We start from the raw sequence: 18,956 nt of genomic DNA on the forward strand, positions 1-18,956 counted from the left end.
TGCAGTACCGGCCGCGTCGGCGACCGTTCGTCGGCACCAGTGACCTCCCGTCGTTGGTGCCGATTTCATTTGTCTGCGGGCCACAGGCTGTCGCGGCGCGGCTGAGGGCCTTGCGCCCGTCGTCGGCTCAGAGGGTGGTCACGTAGCGCGACACCGCGTCCTGCCACGTCGGCAGCGGCCAGCCCACGGCTTCGGCCAGCTTGTGGTTGTCCAGGGCGCAATACACGGGCCGCTTGGCCTTCAACCTGACGTCGTTCACGGACGTGAGCATCAGCAGCGCCGGATCGGCGCCGAGCAATCCCGCGATGTGGCGGCCGACGTCGGCCCAGGTCCCGTGTCCGCTGTTCACGCAATGGAAGACGCCGGACGGCGTGTCGCGTGCGAGCAGCGCCAGCGTCGCATCCCGTACGTCACCCACGTAACTCGGCGTGACGATCCGGTCCCTGAACACCGGCGTCGAACGGCCGTCGCGCAACGCGGCGGCGATCTTGTCGACGCTGCTGCGGGCATGGCGACCGCCGAACAGGCTCTCGACGCGGAGCACGTACCAGCGCGGCGCATCGCGGGCGAACCACTCGCCGAGCAGCTTGGAACACCCGTAGACGCTCACCGGACGGGCGCGATCCCCTTCGAGATACGGCGACGAGGCTTCGCCATCGAACACGAAGTCGGTGCTGTAGTGCACGAAGGTGGCGCCTGTCCTGGCGGCCGCGGCGGCCATCGACCGTACCGCCATCGAGTTGACAGCGAGCGCCGTCGACGCATCGTCCTCGGCGCCGTCGACGTTGTTGTAGGCCGTGCAGTTGACGAGGACATCGGGCTGGATGCGCTCGACGGCGGCAAGCAGCGCATCCCGATCGGTGACATCGACGTCGGCTCGCGTGAGCCCGACCACGTCGTGCCCGGGCGTGGCGGCAAACGTGCTCCCGAGCTGTCCCGCGGCACCGACGACCAGCAGTTTCATCGGAATTGCTCGATCTGCCGGTCGTCGAGCACGCCTTCCCAACGCGCCACGACCGCGGTGGCCAGGCAGTTGCCCGTGACGTTCACGGCGGTCCGCCCCATGTCGAGAATCTGATCGATACCGAGAAGGATGGCCGCGCCTTCGAGCGGCAGGCCGAAGGTGCCGAGCGCCGCCGTCAGGACGACGAGCGCGCCGCGAGGCACTCCCGCAACGCCCTTGCTGGTCAGCATCAGGGTCAACATCATCATCAACTGCTGCCCCAGGGACATCTGAAGCCCAGCCAACTGCGCCACGAACACACTCGCGATGGAGAGGTACAACGTCGTCCCATCGAGATTGAAGCTGTAGCCGGTGGGCAGGACGAATCCGACGATGTTGCGTGGCACGCCGAAGCGCGCCATCACCTCGAGGGCCTTGGGCAGCGCGGCCTCGGAGCTCGCGGTGGTGAACGCGATCAGGAACGGCTCGCGAATGGCCCGCAGGAACGTGAAGAACGGCACGCGGATCAGCAGCGCGACACCGCCGATCACGATGAACAGGAAGACGAACAACCCGAGGTACATGACGCCCACCAGCTTGCCGAGCGTGAGCAGGATGCCGGGACCGCGGCCACCGACCGTGGCGGCCATGGCGGCCATCACGCCGAGCGGCGCGAACATCATCACGTAGGCGGTGAACTTGAACATCACCTGCGCGACCGATTCCAGGAACTCGAGGACGGGACGTCCCTTCTCGCCGATGCCCGCCAGCGCCACCCCGAAGAAGGACGCGAAGACGACGACCTGGAGGATGTCGCCACGTGCCATGGCGTCGAAGATCGACGTCGGGAAGAGGTGCAGGAAGATCTCGGTGACCGACTGCTGCCGCGTGGCCATCACCGCGACGTCGGTCGTCGCCGTGCCGGCAACGCTGACCCCTGCGCCGGGCTGGAACCAGTTCACGAGGCCCAGCCCCAGGAACAACGCGATGGTCGTCGCCACCTCGAAGTAGACCAGCGCCTTGAGGCCGATGCGGCCCATGGCCTTCATGTCGCCGGTGCCGGCGATGCCGACGACAAGCGTGCTGAAGAGCAGCGGCGCGATGATCATCTTGATCATCCGCAGGAACGCGTCGGCCAGCGGCTTGATCGTCACCGCAACGTCCGGCCTGATGGCGCCGAGCGCGACGCCGATGGCCAGGCCGAGGAAGATCTGCGTGGTCGCGCCCGGCCACCATGACGGACCGGCCGCAGGAATCGCCGCTGGGGCAGCAGGCGCCTCGATCTCGATCCTCGCCATGGGCTTCACGCCTTCGCGTAGAACGCGGCGATGGTCTCGACCACGTACTGTTGCTGCGCCTCGTCGAGTTCGCTGTAGATGGGCAGCGCCAGCGTTTCGGCCGCCGCCCGCTCGGCCTCCGGCAGCGCGCCGGCCGGCACACCGAGATACGCGAAACAGGGCTGCAGGTGGAAGGGCACCGGGTAGTAGACCTCGCACCCGACGCCATGCGAGCGCAGGTGATCGCGCAGCGCGTCGCGGCGTGCGGCACGGATGACGAACTGGTTGTAGATGTGCCGCCGCCCGGGCAGTTGCACCGGCAACAGCACCGGTGAGTCCGGCGCGATCGCGGCGAACAGGCGGCGATAGCGATCGGCGTTGCGCCGGCGCGCTTCGGTCCAGGCCTCGAGGTGCCGCAGCTTGACCCGCAACACCGCCGCCTGGATCGCCGCCATCCGGAAATTCCCGCCGACCTTCTCGTGGTGATACGTCCGCTGCGCGCCATGGACACGCAGGAGCCGCACTCGCGCGGCCATCTCGTCGTCCTTGACGGTGACGAGCCCGGCGTCACCGGCCGCGCCAAGGTTCTTGCTCGGATAGAACGAAAAGCAGCCGAAACGCCCGAGCGTCCCGAGCGCCTGGCCGTCCAGCGTGGCGCCGATCGCCTGTGCGGCGTCCTCGATGACCTCGACTCCGTGTTCGGACGCCAGCGCGACCAGCGGCCCCATGTCGGCAGCCTGGCCGTACAGATGGACCGGCACGATGGCCCTGGTGCGCGACGTGATGGCCCGGCGCACGGCGTCGATGTCGAGGTTGCAGCTCACGGGCTCGATGTCGACCAGCACCGGTGTCGCGCCAGTGCGACTGACGCAGCCCGCGGTCGCGAAGAACGAGTACGTCGGGACGATGACCTCGTCGCCAGGCCCGAGGTCCAGTGCCATCATCGCGACCAGCAGGGCATCGGTGCCCGAACTCACGCCGATCGCATGGCTCGCGCCGAGGTAAGCCGCCACTTCCGCTTCAAAGGCCTCGACCTCCGGACCGAGGATGAATTTCTGCGTATCGACCACGTGGGTGACGGCCTCGACGACGGCGTCCCGGATCGGGGCATACTGGGCAGCGAGGTCGAGCAGCGGCACCTGCATCACTGGCTGCATGCTACACTCGGCCCGCCGTGGCGGCCAACGATCTCCGTGCCCTCGTGGCCTACCGCGGCCTGCTCCGCGGCTTCGTCCAGCGTGATCTCACCGTCAAGTACAAGGGCTCCCTGCTCGGCGTGGCGTGGTCGCTGCTGCACCCGCTCGTGATGGTGGCTGTGTACACGCTCGCATTCCGGTACGTGGTGCGCGTGCCCATCGAGCGCTTCCCGCTGTTCCTCCTGAGTGGCCTGCTGCCGTGGATGTACTTCGCCAGCGCACTCTCGGCGGCGACCAGCTCGATTGCCGACAACGGCACGCTCGTCCGCAAGGTGGCGTTCCCGCGGGCGGTCTTGCCCCTGGCCGCGGTGGCCTCTGCCCTCGTGCAGTTCGCGCTGATGTACACCGTGCTCGTACCGACGGCGCTGATCATGGGGGCCGGATTGTCGTTTGCGTGGGTGGCGCTGTTGCCGGTCGTGGTGCTGCAGACGGCCTTCACCGCCGGGCTCGGGCTACTGCTCGCCACGGCCTATGTGTTCGTGCGCGACGCCCGCCATCTGCTCGACGTCGCCCTGCAGGTGTGGTTCTGGCTGACGCCGATCATCTATGCGGCCAGCCTCGCCCCGGCAAACCTCCGCCGGTGGCTGCAGTTCAACCCGATGCTGCACTTCGTCACCGCGTACCAGGACATCGTCACGAAGCATGCGGTGCCGTCGCTGGCGACGTTTGCGCTGCTCGCGGTGCTCGCCGCCGTCTCCCTCGCCACCGGCTGGACGGTCTTCGGCCGCGCCCAGAAGCGGTTCGCCGAATACGTATAGAGAATTGCAAGATTTCACAATTTCACAATTTCAAGGCCACCACGAACCTTCGCAGCATTGATGGAGGTCGTGCAATTCCGAAATTCTGAAATTCTGGAATTCGTCAGGGCCACACCACGCGTGCCGCCCCTGGCGGCAGCGCGCGCGACCACTCGATGCGTGGCTCGGTCCAGACGGGCACGTCGTTGACGGCGTTGCCCCACCGCTCCGGCGTTGTCTCGAGGACAATGACGATGCGCTGTCCGGCCCAGGGCTGCAGCGGGATCTCGAGCGGCACGAGCCCACGGTGCTCGGGCACACCGAGCGGGAAGAGCGTGAGGTCCGCGGCCGTCGTGCGACCACCGGCGTGGTCGACGTACACCCGCATCTGGATGCCGTCGCTTTGGCGGTCCCACATGTCCGCTCGCATCGCTGCCCCTAAACGCAGCACGGCGCCCCGCGGCACGTCGACCTCCCAGCGGATAGTCGAGGTGGGCAGCGCAACGATTGCGCGATGGATGCGCCAGGCGAACAATGCCGGCTCCACCGAGATGGCTCCGTGTAGCGACGACCAGCTCGTCTCGATGTGGGCATCTGGTAAAGCATCGATCAGATCAAGGGATTGGTACCGGCCGATCGGAAGCGTCGTCAGCAACACGCCCGTGATGACGATGAGCCAGACACTCACCCGCGCGGCCGGTGGGGCTGTGGCGCACGACGAGACCCCTGCCTGAAGCGGCGCCACGTCCGCGGGCGCCTGGGCGTCCGCGGCGGGGCCGAGCACCCCAACGGCCAATGCACACGCCCACGCAAGCACGGCATTGAAGATCGCGAGGGCCACCGCGATCGTCGGCCAGGCGCGTACCCATGCCGGCCAGGGGCGAAGCACCTCGTGCAGCCAGTACGTGAGCGTGGCGCGGCGTGTCGTGGTCTCGAAGACGAGATCGCCCCACTGCTCGCGGCCGTCGACGAACAGGCGTCCCGCGCGCACCACGTCGTCGCGGGTGACAGCCAGACCGATAGCGGGGCCATCCGCCATGTGCACGTGGCGGACATCCACCTGGTACCTATGGCCGCGTGAAGCCCTGATCGGCCGGAACGGCACGTGCAGCGCGACGCCACTGCTCACGCGTGTCGCAGGGATGGCGACACGCAGGAGTCGCTGTCGCGACTCGCCCCGTGCCTGCAGCAGGTCGACCACCAACTCGCCGCGCGGCGGGCCGCCGACGACGAGCGGCCGAATCCACACGCCATCCAGCCCGTCGGCGCCCATTTCGAAGGTCTGCGACACTCCGCCAGGCGCGCCGGCCGAGACGGTCCGCCCGTCATGCCGGCCCGCCCACGTGGACACGATCCCGTGCGGGGTGAAGCACCAACGATCGACTTGCCAGGCGAGCAGCGCGCCATAGAGCAGCAGGAAGGCCGCCCGCGCGCGGGAGGACGAACGCACGGGAGACAGGGTAGATCACCGCACGTGGAAATTTCAGAATTGCAGGAATTTCAGAATTTCATTAACACCGCCATGGTTCGAGCTGCCGGCGACGGCCGTGAAATCCTGAAATTTCGCAATTACTTCAGTTCGCGCAGCCGATGCATCAGGTCGTTGCCGCGACCGAAGTGATCGTAGAGGTCCACGTACAGGCGGTAGAGGGCGGTGTAGCGTTCGTGAGCTGCCCGATCGCAGTGATAGCGCTCGGTGGGTCTGGGTGCCATCGCCGCCGCCGCAGCCTCGATGGATGCATGGCCCTCGGCCGCCTCCCCTGCCGCCACCGCGCCCAGCATGGCCGCCCCCAGACCGGATGCCTGTGAAGCACCCGCCACCTCGATCTCGATGCCGAGGACGTCTGCGTAGATCTGCATCAACATGCGGTTACGCGTGAGTCCGCCGCCGGCGACCACGCGGGTGACGGGGACGCCGCCGCTCCGCAGGGCATCGGCAATCACCCGTGTACCGAACGCGGTGCTCTCGACGAGGGCCCGGTAGATGTGTTCGGGGCGTGTCGCCAGCGTGGCTCCCACCAGCAGCCCACTCAACTCGGCGTCGACGAGCGTGCTGCGGTTGCCGTTCCACCAGTCGAGCGCCACGAGGCCGGTCTCGCCCGGGCGCAGCCCGGCCGCCCGCGTGCTCAGCACGTCGTGCGCGGAGACCTGCAGCCGCGCGGCTTCGGCCTGCACGTCAGCCGGCGCGAGCGCGTCCACGAACCACGCGAAGCTGTCGCCAACGGCCGCCTGTCCCGCCTCGTACGCGAACAGGCCGGCGACGATGCCGTCCTCGACCACGCCGGCCACGCCCGGTACCAGCTGCTCGCGTTCGGCAAGCAAAAGGTGACACGTCGAGGTACCGAGGATCAGCATCAGCGATCCGGCGCTCGTCGCGCCGCTGCCGAGTACACCGGCATGGGCGTCGATCAGGGCCGCGCCAACGGCGGTGCCGGGCTCGAGGTGCAGTCGCTCCGCCCACTCCGCGGTCAGCGTGCCGACGCGCGTGCCAGGCGCTACCACGGACTGCCCACCACCCCTGCCGGAGTAGAAGCCACTCAGCCCGGGATGGAGTGCCTGCAGGTACGCGTCCGAGGGGTAGCCCTCGTGCTTGTGCCACAGGCCCTTGTAGCCGGCGGCGCAGGCATTGCGGGCAAACGTGCCGGTGAGCTGCCAGACGACCCAGTCACCGCCCTCGACGATCAGATCGGACGCCGCAAATACCTCTGGCGCTTCCTCGAGCACCTGCAGGGCCTTGGGCAGCATCCATTCCGAGGAAATCCGCCCTCCGTATCGTGCGAGCCAGGTCTCGTTGCGCGCGGCGGCGACCTCGGTGACGCGGGTGGCCTGGGGCTGGGAGGCGTGGTGCTTCCACAACTTGGGCCACGCGTGTGGCTCCCCGCGGTAGCGCGCCTCGTGCATCAGCGGGACGCCCACCGACGTGACCGGCAACACCGTGCATGCGGTGAAATCGATGCCGAGTCCGACGATGTCGGCGGCGGGGACGCGGGCACTCGCAAGGGCCTCACGCACACTCGCCTCCAGCGCCTCCAACCAGTTGCCGGGATGCTGCAGCGCCCATTCGGCGCCGAGCGCGGCGCCCGTCGTCGGCAACTGCTCGTCGATGACCCCATGCCTGTATGCGCTGACGCCGCTGCCGAGGACACGACCGTCATGGACGTCGACGACGAGCGCACGCGCCGACTCGGTACCGAAATCCAGGCCGATGACGGCGGTCATCCCAGCACCTCGCACTCGACGCCGAGCACGTCGCACACGCCCTGGAGTTCACGGAGGCAATCGCCGTAGACGCCGTGGATGTGGTTGCAGTTGAACGCCTGGATGAAGGCGTCCGGGGTGCACGAGAACTTCGCGAAGGCGTGCGGCCAGTTGTCCTGGCTGATCGCGGCCACTTCGTGCGCCCGGGCACCGAGGTCGGCGAACTCGGCGCGGAAGGCCACCATGCGGTACGTGCCTGCACGACGCGTGAGGCGTGCCAGCGTCACCGGTCCTGGTGCCGCCACGTGGTACACCGACGCGCCACCTGCCGGGAAGTAGAAGCCCTGAGGACGGAACTCGGTCAACGCGAGGTTCACCGCCGGATCCGTGCTGCGACCGGCGAAGTACGTCGCGTGCTCACCGCTGTTGCACAGATCCCACAGGCCGAGATCGGCGTGGTAGTGCCGCACGTCGGCAAACAGCACCGGCGTGCCTGCCAGGTGCTTGAAGATCTGCATCGTCAGCGCGGCGTCGGAATCGGCCTCCGTGGAACAGACGATCGACGGCTTGGGCGTGCCGTCGGGGTGATACGGGTCGTTGAGGAACGCCTCGGCGACGTCCGCGGTGGCGAAGTGTTCGGTGAGCTCGCGCTGGCCCTTGATGCCGCAGAAGTCGTAACCGAACTCCTCGATCAGATCGATGGCGCCGTAGTACATGGCGAGCTGGCGCCGCAACAGCTCCTCGGTGAGGCGGAAGGTGGCGTCGGCCGCGGTCCAGTGAATCTTGCCGAGGTGCGCTGAGAGATAGTCGAGGGCCGGCTGAACACGGGTCCCCTGGGCCAGTTCCCTCTCGGCACGGCGTACGAGCTCGTACTGGTCGACGTGATCGACGTCGATGCCGAACTCGGCCATCCATTGGGCGGGATCGATGACCGTGGTGTCGATGCCGAGAGACCGTCCGCCGATCAGGGCATAGGTCAGCCCACGCAGGCGACGGGCCGCGGCGACGGCACGTACGCGCGAGACCAGCGCACCGTACACGGCCGGATCCTCGAGGTCGCCAAACGTCTTGGTGAAGCGGATACCCGCCTGGTCGAGCGATCCCGCGTTGGCCAGCATGCCGACCAGCCCCGGATACTGCGGGTTGACGTTCGAGAACATCGCGATCGGCTGCGGGCAGAACTGCGCCGCCACGCGCGCGTACTGCGGCCACGCCCACACCGAGAAGTTGAAGATGACGGCATCGACGTCGGCCGCGGCCATCGCCTTGCCGTTACGCACGGCGATGTCGTTGCGCCAGATGACTTCGTCGCCGAGCACCACCTCGTGCCCGTCGGCGCGCAGCCTGCCGGCCAATGCATCACGGAACTGCCGCTGCACCGGAGCAAGTGGCTGACTCAGGAAGTCGCGGCCGTCCCCGAAATCCAGGAGGCCGATGCGGAGCGGGCGGGGCTGCAGATGATCGAGCATGTCACTCACCGGCCTTCGGCATTCGGCCTTCGGCCTTGGGAATCGGGATTCGGGAGTCGGTTGGTAGGGACGGCTCTCCGAGCCGTCCATGTCCACGATCGCGACCACTCGGATCGGACGTGGACGCCTCGGAGAGGCGTCCCTACCTTCTGCGTTCGGCGTCGGGCGTCCGCGTTCGGCGTTCTGCGTTCGGCGTTGGACGTCAAGCGTCAAGCGTCAAGCGTCAAGCATCAAGCGGCAAGCATTAGGCGTTAGGCGTTAGGCGTTAGGCGTTAACGTGTGTCCCCTGCCTCCACCCACATCTCGTCGAACACCGCGTGCTTGATCGACTTGCGCAGCACCCTCCCCTGCGCGTCCTTCGCGCTCTGCGCCGGTGGCAGGAAGATGCTGTAGGTGACGTGAATCATCCCGTCCTTCGACTGGATGATCGACGGGTAATGGTACTGCCCGGTGGCGTCGCCGGTCGCGCCGTCCGGGTCGCGTTCGAGATGCCGCGTGACCGGCCACGTGCGTCCCTCGTCGCTGGACAGCGAGATCGCGAGACTCTGCCGGCCGCGCTCGAGGTCGTTGTAGACGAGCGCCCAACGGCCACTCTTCAGGACCAGAACGTCGACGCTCGTACCGGGATTGGGCAGCGACCCGTCGCTCACCGTCGTCCACGTCTCGCCGCGGTCGCGCGACTCACTCACGTGCACGCGCTTCGGGGCAGGGCCGTTGTCGCGCATGTACGCGACGATGGTGCCGTCGCGGCGACGCGCGAGTGCGGGCTGGATGTTGCCGCCGCCCACGAGCGGATCGCTCGCCTTCCAGGTGGCCCCACTGTCGTCGCTGATGGCCATCAGCGAGAAACTGAAGCCGTCTGAATAGAGCGGGACGATGATGCGGCCGTCCTCGAGCTGGAGCGGGTGCACACGGGTCATCCAGCCGAGGCGACGCGTCAGCTTGTCGGCGGCGTCGGTCTTGAGCTTCTCGAGATACCCACGTGCCTTCGCGCCGGCCTCGCCCTGAGGCAGGGCCGCGGCCAGGCGGTCGGCCTCGCGACGCGTGACTTCCGCGAAGCGATCACCGGGCGTGATGTGCATGACCTCGCTGGTGTCCCAGTGCGGCACCTCGCCGACCGGCCACGTTCGCGCCGTCTTCACCTTCATCAACGCGGTGTGCCACTCGTTGGCGAGGATGGTGGGCCACAGCAGCCAGAGTCTGGCGGTGCGGTCCACGAACAGGGTGGGATTGGTGTCGGGGTACCCAGGGGTGTCGGCAAGCCTGGCTGGGGCCGTCCAGGTCGTCGTGCCCTTGCGCTGCCAGGCCCCGAGCAGTTCCACGTCGTCAGCGGTGCGCTCGCCGGAGCCGTGGAACCACGTCACCAGCAGGTGGCCGTCGGGGTGCTCGACGATGCTCGAGGAGTGGTTGTGCCAATGCTCCACGGGGAACAGCAGTTCCGAGCGGTAGTGTCCCCGCGGTGGCGGCGCTTGCGCGGCGACAACAGGCCGCGCTCGGAGAGCGGGCCATACCGTCGTGACGGCGGCCACGACGGCCGCCAGAATTCCTGCCTTTACAACACGTTGCATCGATCCCTGCTCCCGGCGCGATGCGGACCAGCCGAGGCGCCCGCGCATCGGCGGACACGCTAGCCGATCCCGGCCGCCTTTTCAATCATGGCTGGGCTGTTTCAAAAATGAAACGCCTATATCAAATTTCAATTGACAGGTTCCACCGGCCGGAGTTTCATGGTTGACGCGCCTCGACACGCATACGAACGGGTGGGTCCGTTCTCCGTTCCGCGTTCCTCCCGTCGCGGGTCGGACGCGTGTGAGGCGCCCCGAGCGCGGCGCGCGATTCTCTACTGAAGGACGAGACCCAATGATCAGGACTATCACTCGAGTGGCGCTGATGGCGCTGCTGGTCGCGGCGGGCGCTGGCGGCCTGCAAGCGCAAACGACGACCGGCGGACTGACGGGCGTGATTCGTGACAGCGACGGCGGAGTTGTGCCGGGCGCGACGGTAAACGCCACGGCCACCGCCACAGGCACGACGCTCTCCGCGGTCACCGACGAGGCCGGGCAGTACCTGCTGCGAGGCCTGCCGGTCGGCACCTACAAGGTGCAGGTCGAACTTGCCGGGTTCCAGACCGTCCACGTGGAAGGCGTTGTCATCCGCGTGAACGAAGAGGTACGCACCGACATCGTGCTGAAGGTCGGCAATCTCACCGAATCGGTCACCGTCAGCGGCATCAGCACGACGGTGGACACGGTCTCGAGCACGCTCAAGACGGTCGTCGACCAGAAGCGCATCGAGGAACTGCCGCTGAACGGGCGCAACCCGACGCAGCTGATGACGCTGGTGGCGGGCGTGATCCCCGACAACCGCGCGAACGTGACATCAGGAGCGACGTATCCCGGCGCGACCGGCATCTCATCCAACGGCGCGCGCGCGAACTCCACCAACTACATCATGGACGGCGGGTCGAACAACGACCACTACAGCAACGCCTCCAACCCGATGCCAAATCCCGACGCCCTGCAGGAGTTCTCGGTCCAAACCAACTCCTTCAGCGCCCAGTACGGTCGCAACGCCGGCGCGATCGTGAACGCCGTCACGCGCTCGGGCACCAACAGTTTCCGCGGGCTCGCCTTCGGCTACTTGCGCGACAAGTCGATGAACGCCAACAACTTCTTCACGCCCGGTAAAGACGACGGCCTGAACCGCAAGCAGTTCGGCGGCACGTTCGGCGGTCCGGTCATCAAGAACAAGACGTTCTTCTTCGGGTCCTACCAGGGCACGCTCCAGGATCAGCGTCCAGCCGACCGCACGGCGCTGGTGCCAACCGCCGCCCAACGCAACGGCGACTTCTCGGGCTACTCCCGCGTCCTGCGTGACCCGCTGACCGGCCAGCCCTTCCCGGGTAACGTCATCCCGGCCAATCGCATCCACCCTGCTGCGGCGGCCGTCCTGGGCAAGTACCTGCCGCTGCCCAATCCCAACGCCGGCGATCCCGTGAACACACTGCGGTTCGCGTCGCCGGCCAACCTCGACGACCACCAGTACCTGGCGCGCGTCGACCACACGTTCAGCAGCAACCACCGTCTCTACGGCCGCTACTGGAAGTCCAAGGCCTCGACGCCGGCGTACCTGGACACCGCCAATGTGTTGACCAGCTCGTTCGGCCGCACCTGGGACAACCAGATCATCTCGGCCAACGACACGTGGGTGATCTCGCCCTCGCTGGTCAACAACGTGGTGTTCACCCACAACCGGACGTACAACGACAACTTCCAGATCGACATTCCGTCGTACGCGGACCTGGGTATCCCCGGTGTGTACAACGACGCGACGCCGCAGTGGTTCTTCAACGTCCCCGGCTGGTTCAACATCAACACCGGCGACACCAACCAGTTCAATCGCGACGAATACCAGCTGCTCAACACGCTCCGCTGGACCAAGGGCCGTCACGAGATCGCCACCGGCGTCGACTACAGCTACGGCAAAGGCGACATCATCAACAACTTCCGCGCCAACGGCCGCTACACGTTCAACAACTCGGCGCCGTTCACCGGTGATGCGATGGCCGACTTCCTGCTCGGCGAGTTCCAGTCCTTCGAGCAGGGTGTGGGCGAGTACAAGAACACCCGCTTCCACTACCTGGCCGCGTTTGCCGAGGACACGTGGCGCGTCAACCCGCGCGTGACCCTCACGATGGGCCTGCGCTGGGATCCGAATGTGCCGTACACGGACGCGAACGGGCGTCTTGCGGGCTATCGCCCCGGCCAGGAGTCGCAGGTCTACACCAACGCACCGGTCGGCATGCTGTATCCCGGCGACGCGGGCTTCCCAGACGGAGGCTACGACAGCAGCTGGGGCCTGTTCGCGCCACGCGTCGGCGGCGCCTGGGACGTCACCGGCGACGGCAAGACCAGCATCCGCGCCGGCTACGGGCTGTTCTACGACAAGCCGAACAGCATCACGACCAACAGCGCGGCAAACGTGGGGCCGTTCGGTACCGTGGCGCGCGTGGACGGCAACGCCACCACCGGCTTCGACAACACCTGGGGCACCGCGACCAACCCGTTCCCTGTGGACGTCTACAACGTACCGTCGGACGCCCCCGTCGTCCTGCCGTTCAACGCCTTCAGCTATGCGGCCGACATGCGCCCGGGCAAGATGCACTCGTGGCACGTCACCGGTGAGCGCGAGATCTTCAAGGCCACGATGCTGCGGGTGGCGTACGCGGGTTCACGAGGCGATGGCCTGACGATCGGCATCGAGCGCAACCCGGCCATCTACGCGCCCGGGGCCACCACCGGCACGACCAACCAGCGCCGGCCGCTGTTCCCCGACTACGGAACCATCACGAGCATCGAGCCGCTCGGCAAGTCGACGTTCCACTCGCTCCAGGTCACGGTGGACAAGCGCCTCAGCGGCGGGCTGTCGCTGCTGTCCAACTACACGCTCAGCAAGAGCACGGACAATTCGTCGCAGAGCAAGCAGACCGGCACGACCGCGGTCAACCCGTTCGATCTCTCCTACGACTGGGGTCCGGCTGAGTTCGACCGGCGCCACCGCTGGGTGACGTCGCTGCTCTGGCAGATTCCTGGCCAGTTCGACAACGCCGCTGTCAACGCCGTCCTGGCGGACTGGAACCTGACGGGTATCTACACGATCATGAGCGGCCAGCCGTTCACGGTCACCAGCGGTGTCGACAACGCCCGCTCTGGCACTGGCACCCAGTTCGCAGACCAGGTCGGCGATCCCGAACTCTCGAGCGATCGGCCCAAGTCCGAGCGCCTCGCGCAGTGGTTCAACACGTCGGCCTTCACGGTCAACGCGCTCGGGACGTTCGGCAATGCCGGGCGCAACTCGCTGCGCGGCCCGGACTTCCAGACGCTCGACCTGGGGCTGCACAAGACGTTCTCGATCACGAACCGCGTTCGCACGCAGTTCCGCCTCGAGGCCTTCAACGCGCTCAACCGCGCCAACTTCAATCTCCCCGAGGGCAACCGCTCGTCGAGCAACTTCGGCCGCATCACCGCGGCGAACGCGGCGGGCGGTGGGAGCGATCCCCGCATCCTCCAGCTGGCCCTGCGGACCTGGTTCTGAGGATCGACACATGCAGGAACGTTCTTCCATGACGGAGGCCTCCGGGCCTCCGTCGATCACCGGCCTGTTCTCGGCCGCGGTCACGCCGCGCACCGAGTCCGGCGCCGTCGACAATGCCGCTTTCGACCGTGTGCTCGACCTGCTGCTCTCAGCCGGCGTCGACGGTGTCTGCCTCGGTGGCGCCACGGCCGAATATCCCCACGCGACGCGCGATGAACGCCTCGACCTGATCGAGCGGACTGCCGCACGGATCGGCGATCGTGCGCTGCTCGTCGGCATCGGGGCCGCGGCGCCGACCGACGTGGTGCCCCTCGGGCGGGCCGCGTTCAACGCAGGTGCACGAGCGGTGCTCCTCTCGACGCCACTGTTCTTCCGCTACGCGCAGGAAGACATCGAGGCGTTCTGCCTGGACACGGCCGCGGCGCTCGGCGGTCCGGTCCTGCTGTACGACCTGCCGTCGTTCACCACGCCCTTCAGCACCGAGACCGTGCTGCGCCTGTTGCACGGCGCGCCGCACATCATCGGCATCAAGGACAGCAGCGGCCAGCAGGATCGGCTCGCGCAATTGGCGCACGCACGCGGCGACAAGCCTTGGCGCCTGCTCGTCGGCGACGACGGGATGCTCGTGGAGGCGATGGCACAAGGCTGGGACGGCTGCATCTCCGGCACGTCCGGCGCCTTCCCGGAGCTGATGGTCGCCGTCACGCGAGCGGCCAAGGCTCGCGACGAGGCCGTCCTCGGCGTGCTGGTGCCGCTGCTGCGCGAACTGTTCGCGCAACAGGGGGTATTCCCCACCCCATGGGCCATCAGGATCGGCCTCGAGGCCCGCGGCATCCCGGTCGGCCCGTTGCCGCTGCCGGCGTCGCCCGGCCGGCAGGCGCAGCGGGCGGCGTTCATCGAGTGGGTGCCGGGCTGGCTCACCCGGGTCGAACAGGCCCTCGGCCTGTCGCTCGTGGGCGCGCGCTGATGCGACGCCGCGTCCTCCTGCCGCTAGCGGCGCTGATCATTTGCGCGTGGGCAGGGACGGACGCGGCGGAAGATTTCACGACCGCGGCGATCTTCACCGACGCCCGCGGTCACGTCCACGCCTCCTCGATCGTCGAGACACCGGCAGGCGCACTGCTGGTGGCGTGGTACGAGAACGGCAGCCCGGATGGTCCCGGACCCTTCGAGGGCCAGGACATGGACAAGCGGCAGGACGTCCGCATCAGCGGCGCTCGTCGAGCCCCTGGTGCCGCACAGTGGAGCCGGCCGTTCACGCTCGCCGACACCGCCGACCTGCCCGACAACAACCCGGCGCTCGGCATCGATGCTGCCGGGCGCCTGTGGCTCGTGCACGCGACGCTGCTCGGCGTGCCGGAATAAGCCTGGGGCAGTGCGCTGACGCGCGCCCTCATCTCCTCCGACTACGAACGCGAGGGCACGCCGCGGTGGGATGGCTCGCACACGATCGTGCCCAAGCCGCCGCACTTCACGAGTGATGTCGCGCGCGCCGCCGAGGCCGTCCGTGTCGGTCCCGGCCGCACGACCGACGTGGCCGCTCGCGCCAACCGGCTGCTGTCCGCGATCGCCGACCCGTATGCCCGGCACCTCGGCTGGATGCCGCGCAACCACCCACTCGTCCTTCCCGACGGCACCGTGCTCGTCCCCCTCGCGAACGAGAACGTGAACATGGCCGCGATGGCACTGGCGCAGGACGGCGGCACGACATGGACGTTCTCGTCGCTCGTGCCCACGGCCGGCGTCATCCAGCCATCGGTGATCCGCCTCGGCGACGGCACGCTGCAGGCGTACTTCCGCGACGCACGTGGCACGGGGCGCATCGGGCGCAGCACGTCGACCGACCAGGGACGCACATGGAGCGAAGCGGCGGCCACCGACCTGCCGAATCCCTCGGGTGGCATCGAGGCGATCGTCCTGCGCAGCGGCGCCATCGCCGTCGTCCACAACGACCACTCGGGACAGGAACGTGACCGGCTGTCCATCGCGCTGTCCAACGACGGCGGGCGTACATGGCCGACACGGAAGGTGATTGTGCACGTGCCCGGAGGGCGGTTCGACTACCCCTCGATCATCCAGGCGCGCGACGGGCGCATTCATGTGACCTTCTCGGACAACCTGAAGACGGTGCGTCACGTGTCGTTCACGGAGGGCTGGATCAGCCGGTAGGGACCGCTCTCCGAGCGGTCCATCGCCGCGCCCAGGCCTTCGGCATTCGGCCGTCGGCCTTCGTCGGTAGGCAGGCGCCGCCGATCGACGCGTCGACCTGAAGGTCGACGCCTACCGACCTCCTGACACTGGAGAGAGCCTCGAGAACGACCCCGGGGTGAGCAGCCGCGATGCGCTGGTGCGGCTAGACGGCTCCGCTGACGACTGTAGCCGCCGACCTTCAGGTCGGCGGTCGCGATAGTTCGAGAATTGCCATGAATCGCCGTACGTTTCTCGCCAGTTCCGCCGTGCTGTTGGCGGCCTCGACCAAATCCATCGCGCAAGGCTCCGCGGAACACGTCACGGTATGGCGCGAGCCGGGCCGCTACGGCGGCTGGCCCGCCAACCACGGCATCTGGAGCTGGGGTGACGAGATCCTCGTCGGGTTCACGGCCGGTGTGTTGAAGACCGACGACATGACGCGCCACCCCATCGACCGCTCCGCGGGCGAACGTCACGTGCTCTCGCGCTCGTTGGACGGCGGGCGCACATGGCGGCTCGAGGAGCCTGCCACTCTGCAGCCGCCGCGTCCGGAGCGGCGTGCCGTCACCGGCGAGCCCCTGCGGCTGCCGGCGCTCCAGCCGCTCGCCCGTCCAATCGACTTCACGGCGCCGGGCCTCGCGCTGACCTTCCGTACGGCGCATGGCACAACCGGCGCATGGCTCTTCGCGAGTACCGACCGGGGACGGACGTGGCAAGGACCCTATGCGGTGCCGGCCTTCGACACGCCGGGACTCGATCCCCGCACCGATTACCTCGTGCTCGGGCGTCATGAACTGCTCGTGGGCATGACCGCACTCAAGACCAATGGCAAGGAGGGACGCCCGTTCGCGCTGCGCACCCGCGACGGCGGCCTGACGTGGGAGCGCCTCGGCTGGATTGGCCCGGAAACCGATGGCTTCCGCATCATGCCGGCCACTGCGGCCCTCGGTGCCAATCACCTCTTCTCGGTGATCCGCCGCCGCGACGACACCAGGCACAGCCTCGAGGGGTACCGCACGCGCGATGGTGGCGCCACCTGGGTCGAGACCGGCATCGTCGCCGCCGACACGGGGCGCGGCAACCCGGCCAGCCTCGTGCGCCTCGGCGATGGTCGGCTCTGCTGCGTGTACGGCTATCGCGCCGAGCCGTTCGACATGCGCGTGGTCGTCAGCGGCGATGACGGCGCGTCGTGGTCGACGCCGCGTCCGCTGCGCGAGGGCGCATCCGACTGGGACCTCGGCTACCCGCGCTCGGTCGTGCGGCCGGATGGGCGGGTGGTGTCGGTCTATTACTTCAATGACGCGTCCAGTCCGGAGCGCTACATCGCCGCGACGATCTGGACGCCGTGACCGACGCATCGTGCGAGGAACGCGTCGACCTGAAGGTCGACGCCTACAGATTTACCAATGAATCGTCGATCGTTCCTTACCCACTCCGCCGCGGCCGTGGCCGCATCGACCATCGCCTCTGGCTTGCGGGCCCAGCAGCCGGCGGCGACACCGCCGACGCCTCGTCCGCTGCCGCTCCCCGCCAACGGCCTCGAGCACGTCGAGATCTGGCGGCAGCCGGGCCACTATGGCGGCTGGCCCGCGAACCACGGCATGTGGATCTGGCGCAACGAGATCGCGGTCGGCTTCAGCGACGGTCACCTGAAGGTCGGCGACCCGGACCGGCATCCGGTCGATCGCACGAAGCCGGAGCGTCACCTGCTCGCGCGCAGCGCCAACGGCGGCCGTGACTGGGCCATCGAGATTCACCAGGACCTCGTACCGCCACCGCAGCCCGGGCACATGTCGGGCGTCCCCACGGAGAAGGACGGGCGCATGCCGGTGCCACTCACCGAGGCGCTCGATTTCTCGGCCGCGGGGTTCGCGATGACGCTGCGGATGGCCGACAAGGACACGGGGCCCTCATGGTTCTGCGCGTCGGCCAATCGCGGACGCACATGGATGGGGCCATGGGCGCTGCCGGCGTTCGGCACGCCCGGCATCACCGCACGCACCGACTACTTCGTGATGGACGCCAGGCACCTGGTCGCGATCGTCACGGCCGCCAAGCCGAACGGCAAGGAAGGCCGTCCCCTCGCCATCGAGACACGTGATGGTGGGCTGACGTGGTCGATGCTCGGGTGGATCGGACCCGAGACCGCAGGTTGGCGCATCATGCCAACCACGGTGAAGCTGGCCGACGGACGCTTCTACAGCGTCATCCGGACCCGCGAGGGCGAGCGGCACAGCCTCGAGGCCTTCACACGTCGAGCGATGGCGGTCGCACATGGGCGGCGGCGGGCACGCCGGTCGCCGACACGGGACGTGGCAACCCTGGTGCGCTGCTGGCGCTGGCCGACGGGCGTCTCGCGCTCATCTACGGCCAACGCAAGGCCCCTTACGGGATGTACGCCGTCATGAGTGAAGACCAGGGACGCACGTGGGCGCCGCCGGTCACGCTGCGTGACGATGCCGTGGATTGGGACCTCGGGTACCCGCGTGCCGTCCTGCGCGCCGATGGCGTCATCGTGACCGCGTACTACTACAACGACCGCACGAGTCCCGAGCGCTACATCGCCGCGACGTTGTGGAAACCCTGAGGACGGCGGGCGTCCCAGCGTGGTCGTGCATCGACCTGACTGCGACCGATGGGCTACGCGATCGCGAATCGCAGCGAGCGTGCGAATCGGCTCGACAGGGAACCGCCGACCCACACAACTCAGCACGCGAGGGACCGCTCGGCGGGCGCCAGCTCGGCGCTATTGAACGTTGGTCCTGCCCGCCAGCATGAGGCGTATATTCAGGGAACAATTGCAGGAAGGCGCCGGATCTTGGGGAGGACCTTCGAACGTCGGGGCACGAGCT

Annotated in this window: 14 protein-coding genes and 1 pseudogene; 8 read left to right on the forward strand and 7 right to left on the reverse strand. The window is 67.9% G+C overall.

Features of this window, described 5'->3' with window-relative positions; translation table 11 throughout:
* Positions 1 to 127: 127 nt before the first annotated feature.
* Genes rfbD through LuPra_RS24865 form a run of 3 tightly spaced genes read right to left on the reverse strand, consistent with a single transcriptional unit; the run spans position 128 to position 3,377 of the window.
* The gene (gene rfbD / locus LuPra_RS24855; protein ID WP_110173257.1) at positions 128 to 964 is read right to left on the reverse strand and encodes a dTDP-4-dehydrorhamnose reductase; all 837 of its coding nucleotides are present in this window, start codon (positions 962 to 964) and stop codon (positions 128 to 130) included.
* On the reverse strand, positions 961 to 2,241 hold the full coding sequence (locus LuPra_RS24860; RefSeq protein WP_110173258.1) for a dicarboxylate/amino acid:cation symporter: 1,281 nt from the start codon (positions 2,239 to 2,241) through the stop codon (positions 961 to 963). The genes rfbD and LuPra_RS24860 overlap by 4 nt, the downstream gene beginning before the upstream one ends.
* A 5-nt stretch (positions 2,242 to 2,246) precedes the next feature.
* Positions 2,247 to 3,377: a DegT/DnrJ/EryC1/StrS family aminotransferase gene (locus tag LuPra_RS24865; protein ID WP_234800539.1), complete on the reverse strand. Its 1,131-nt coding sequence runs from the start codon at positions 3,375 to 3,377 to the stop codon at positions 2,247 to 2,249.
* 17 nt (positions 3,378 to 3,394) lie between these two features.
* Here LuPra_RS24865 and LuPra_RS24870 point away from each other — a divergent pair, with 17 nt between their 5' ends.
* A complete protein-coding gene (locus LuPra_RS24870; RefSeq protein ID WP_157899630.1) occupies positions 3,395 to 4,174 on the forward strand; it encodes an ABC transporter permease in 780 nt (259 codons plus the stop codon).
* A gap of 103 nt (positions 4,175 to 4,277) precedes the next feature.
* Here the strand turns inward: LuPra_RS24870 and LuPra_RS24875 are convergent, their stop codons facing one another.
* From LuPra_RS24875 to LuPra_RS24890, 4 genes are all read right to left on the reverse strand, one after another.
* Entirely contained in the window at positions 4,278 to 5,603 is a 1,326-nt protein-coding gene (locus LuPra_RS24875; protein WP_110173260.1) for a hypothetical protein, read from the reverse strand.
* A 119-nt stretch (positions 5,604 to 5,722) separates the two neighbouring features.
* A complete protein-coding gene (locus LuPra_RS24880; protein ID WP_110173261.1) occupies positions 5,723 to 7,372 on the reverse strand; it encodes a ribulokinase in 1,650 nt (549 codons plus the stop codon).
* On the reverse strand, positions 7,369 to 8,820 hold the full coding sequence (locus LuPra_RS24885; RefSeq protein ID WP_110173262.1) for an L-fucose/L-arabinose isomerase family protein: 1,452 nt from the start codon (positions 8,818 to 8,820) through the stop codon (positions 7,369 to 7,371). Before LuPra_RS24885 ends, LuPra_RS24880 begins: the two co-directional genes overlap by 4 nt.
* 272 nt (positions 8,821 to 9,092) lie before the next feature.
* Positions 9,093 to 10,388: a sialidase family protein gene (locus LuPra_RS24890; protein WP_162472822.1), complete on the reverse strand. Its 1,296-nt coding sequence runs from the start codon at positions 10,386 to 10,388 to the stop codon at positions 9,093 to 9,095.
* 292 nt (positions 10,389 to 10,680) lie between these two features.
* Here LuPra_RS24890 and LuPra_RS24895 point away from each other — a divergent pair, with 292 nt between their 5' ends.
* From LuPra_RS24895 to LuPra_RS33465, 7 genes and pseudogenes are all read left to right on the forward strand, one after another.
* Positions 10,681 to 13,914 carry a TonB-dependent receptor gene (locus tag LuPra_RS24895; protein WP_110173264.1) on the forward strand — a complete coding sequence of 1,078 codons (3,234 nt, stop codon included), beginning with the start codon at positions 10,681 to 10,683 and terminating at the stop codon, positions 13,912 to 13,914.
* Positions 13,915 to 13,924: 10 nt separating this feature from the next.
* Positions 13,925 to 14,881: a dihydrodipicolinate synthase family protein gene (locus LuPra_RS24900; protein WP_157899631.1), complete on the forward strand. Its 957-nt coding sequence runs from the start codon at positions 13,925 to 13,927 to the stop codon at positions 14,879 to 14,881.
* Positions 14,881 to 15,279 (forward strand): sialidase family protein, encoded by a 399-nt coding sequence (locus LuPra_RS24905; protein ID WP_110173266.1) that lies wholly within the window; start codon positions 14,881 to 14,883, stop codon positions 15,277 to 15,279. Before LuPra_RS24900 ends, LuPra_RS24905 begins: the two co-directional genes overlap by 1 nt.
* 87 nt (positions 15,280 to 15,366) lie before the next feature.
* On the forward strand, positions 15,367 to 16,083 hold the full coding sequence (locus LuPra_RS24910) for an exo-alpha-sialidase (protein WP_110173267.1): 717 nt from the start codon (positions 15,367 to 15,369) through the stop codon (positions 16,081 to 16,083).
* Between the two features lie 254 nt (positions 16,084 to 16,337).
* Entirely contained in the window at positions 16,338 to 17,453 is a 1,116-nt protein-coding gene (locus tag LuPra_RS24915) for a sialidase family protein (RefSeq protein ID WP_110173268.1), read from the forward strand.
* Positions 17,454 to 17,510: 57 nt separating this feature from the next.
* Positions 17,511 to 17,585: pseudogene (locus tag LuPra_RS33460) on the forward strand (twin-arginine translocation signal domain-containing protein); the annotation flags it as partial.
* Between the two features lie 647 nt (positions 17,586 to 18,232).
* Entirely contained in the window at positions 18,233 to 18,691 is a 459-nt protein-coding gene (locus LuPra_RS33465) for a sialidase family protein (protein WP_234800540.1), read from the forward strand.
* Positions 18,692 to 18,956: the final 265 nt, after the last annotated feature.

The sequence above is a fragment of the Luteitalea pratensis genome, from assembly GCF_001618865.1.
GTDB classification, from domain to species: Bacteria; Acidobacteriota; Vicinamibacteria; order Vicinamibacterales; family Vicinamibacteraceae; genus Luteitalea; species Luteitalea pratensis.

What these genes read in the sequence shown, in the direction of transcription:
- rfbD (WP_110173257.1), bottom strand. Translation starts at nt 964, where the DNA reads ATGAAACTGCTGGTCGTCGGTGCCGCGGGACAGCTCGGGAGCACGTTT.
- LuPra_RS24860 (WP_110173258.1), bottom strand. Translation starts at nt 2,241, where the DNA reads ATGGCGAGGATCGAGATCGAGGCGCCTGCTGCCCCAGCGGCGATTCCT.
- LuPra_RS24865 (WP_234800539.1), bottom strand. Translation starts at nt 3,377, where the DNA reads ATGCAGCCAGTGATGCAGGTGCCGCTGCTCGACCTCGCTGCCCAGTAT.
- LuPra_RS24880 (WP_110173261.1), bottom strand. Translation starts at nt 7,372, where the DNA reads ATGACCGCCGTCATCGGCCTGGATTTCGGTACCGAGTCGGCGCGTGCG.
- LuPra_RS24885 (WP_110173262.1), bottom strand. Translation starts at nt 8,820, where the DNA reads ATGCTCGATCATCTGCAGCCCCGCCCGCTCCGCATCGGCCTCCTGGAT.
- LuPra_RS24890 (WP_162472822.1), bottom strand. Translation starts at nt 10,388, where the DNA reads ATGCAACGTGTTGTAAAGGCAGGAATTCTGGCGGCCGTCGTGGCCGCC.
- LuPra_RS24895 (WP_110173264.1), top strand. Translation starts at nt 10,681, where the DNA reads ATGATCAGGACTATCACTCGAGTGGCGCTGATGGCGCTGCTGGTCGCG.
- LuPra_RS24900 (WP_157899631.1), top strand. Translation starts at nt 13,925, where the DNA reads ATGCAGGAACGTTCTTCCATGACGGAGGCCTCCGGGCCTCCGTCGATC.
- LuPra_RS24905 (WP_110173266.1), top strand. Translation starts at nt 14,881, where the DNA reads ATGCGACGCCGCGTCCTCCTGCCGCTAGCGGCGCTGATCATTTGCGCG.
- LuPra_RS24915 (WP_110173268.1), top strand. Translation starts at nt 16,338, where the DNA reads ATGAATCGCCGTACGTTTCTCGCCAGTTCCGCCGTGCTGTTGGCGGCC.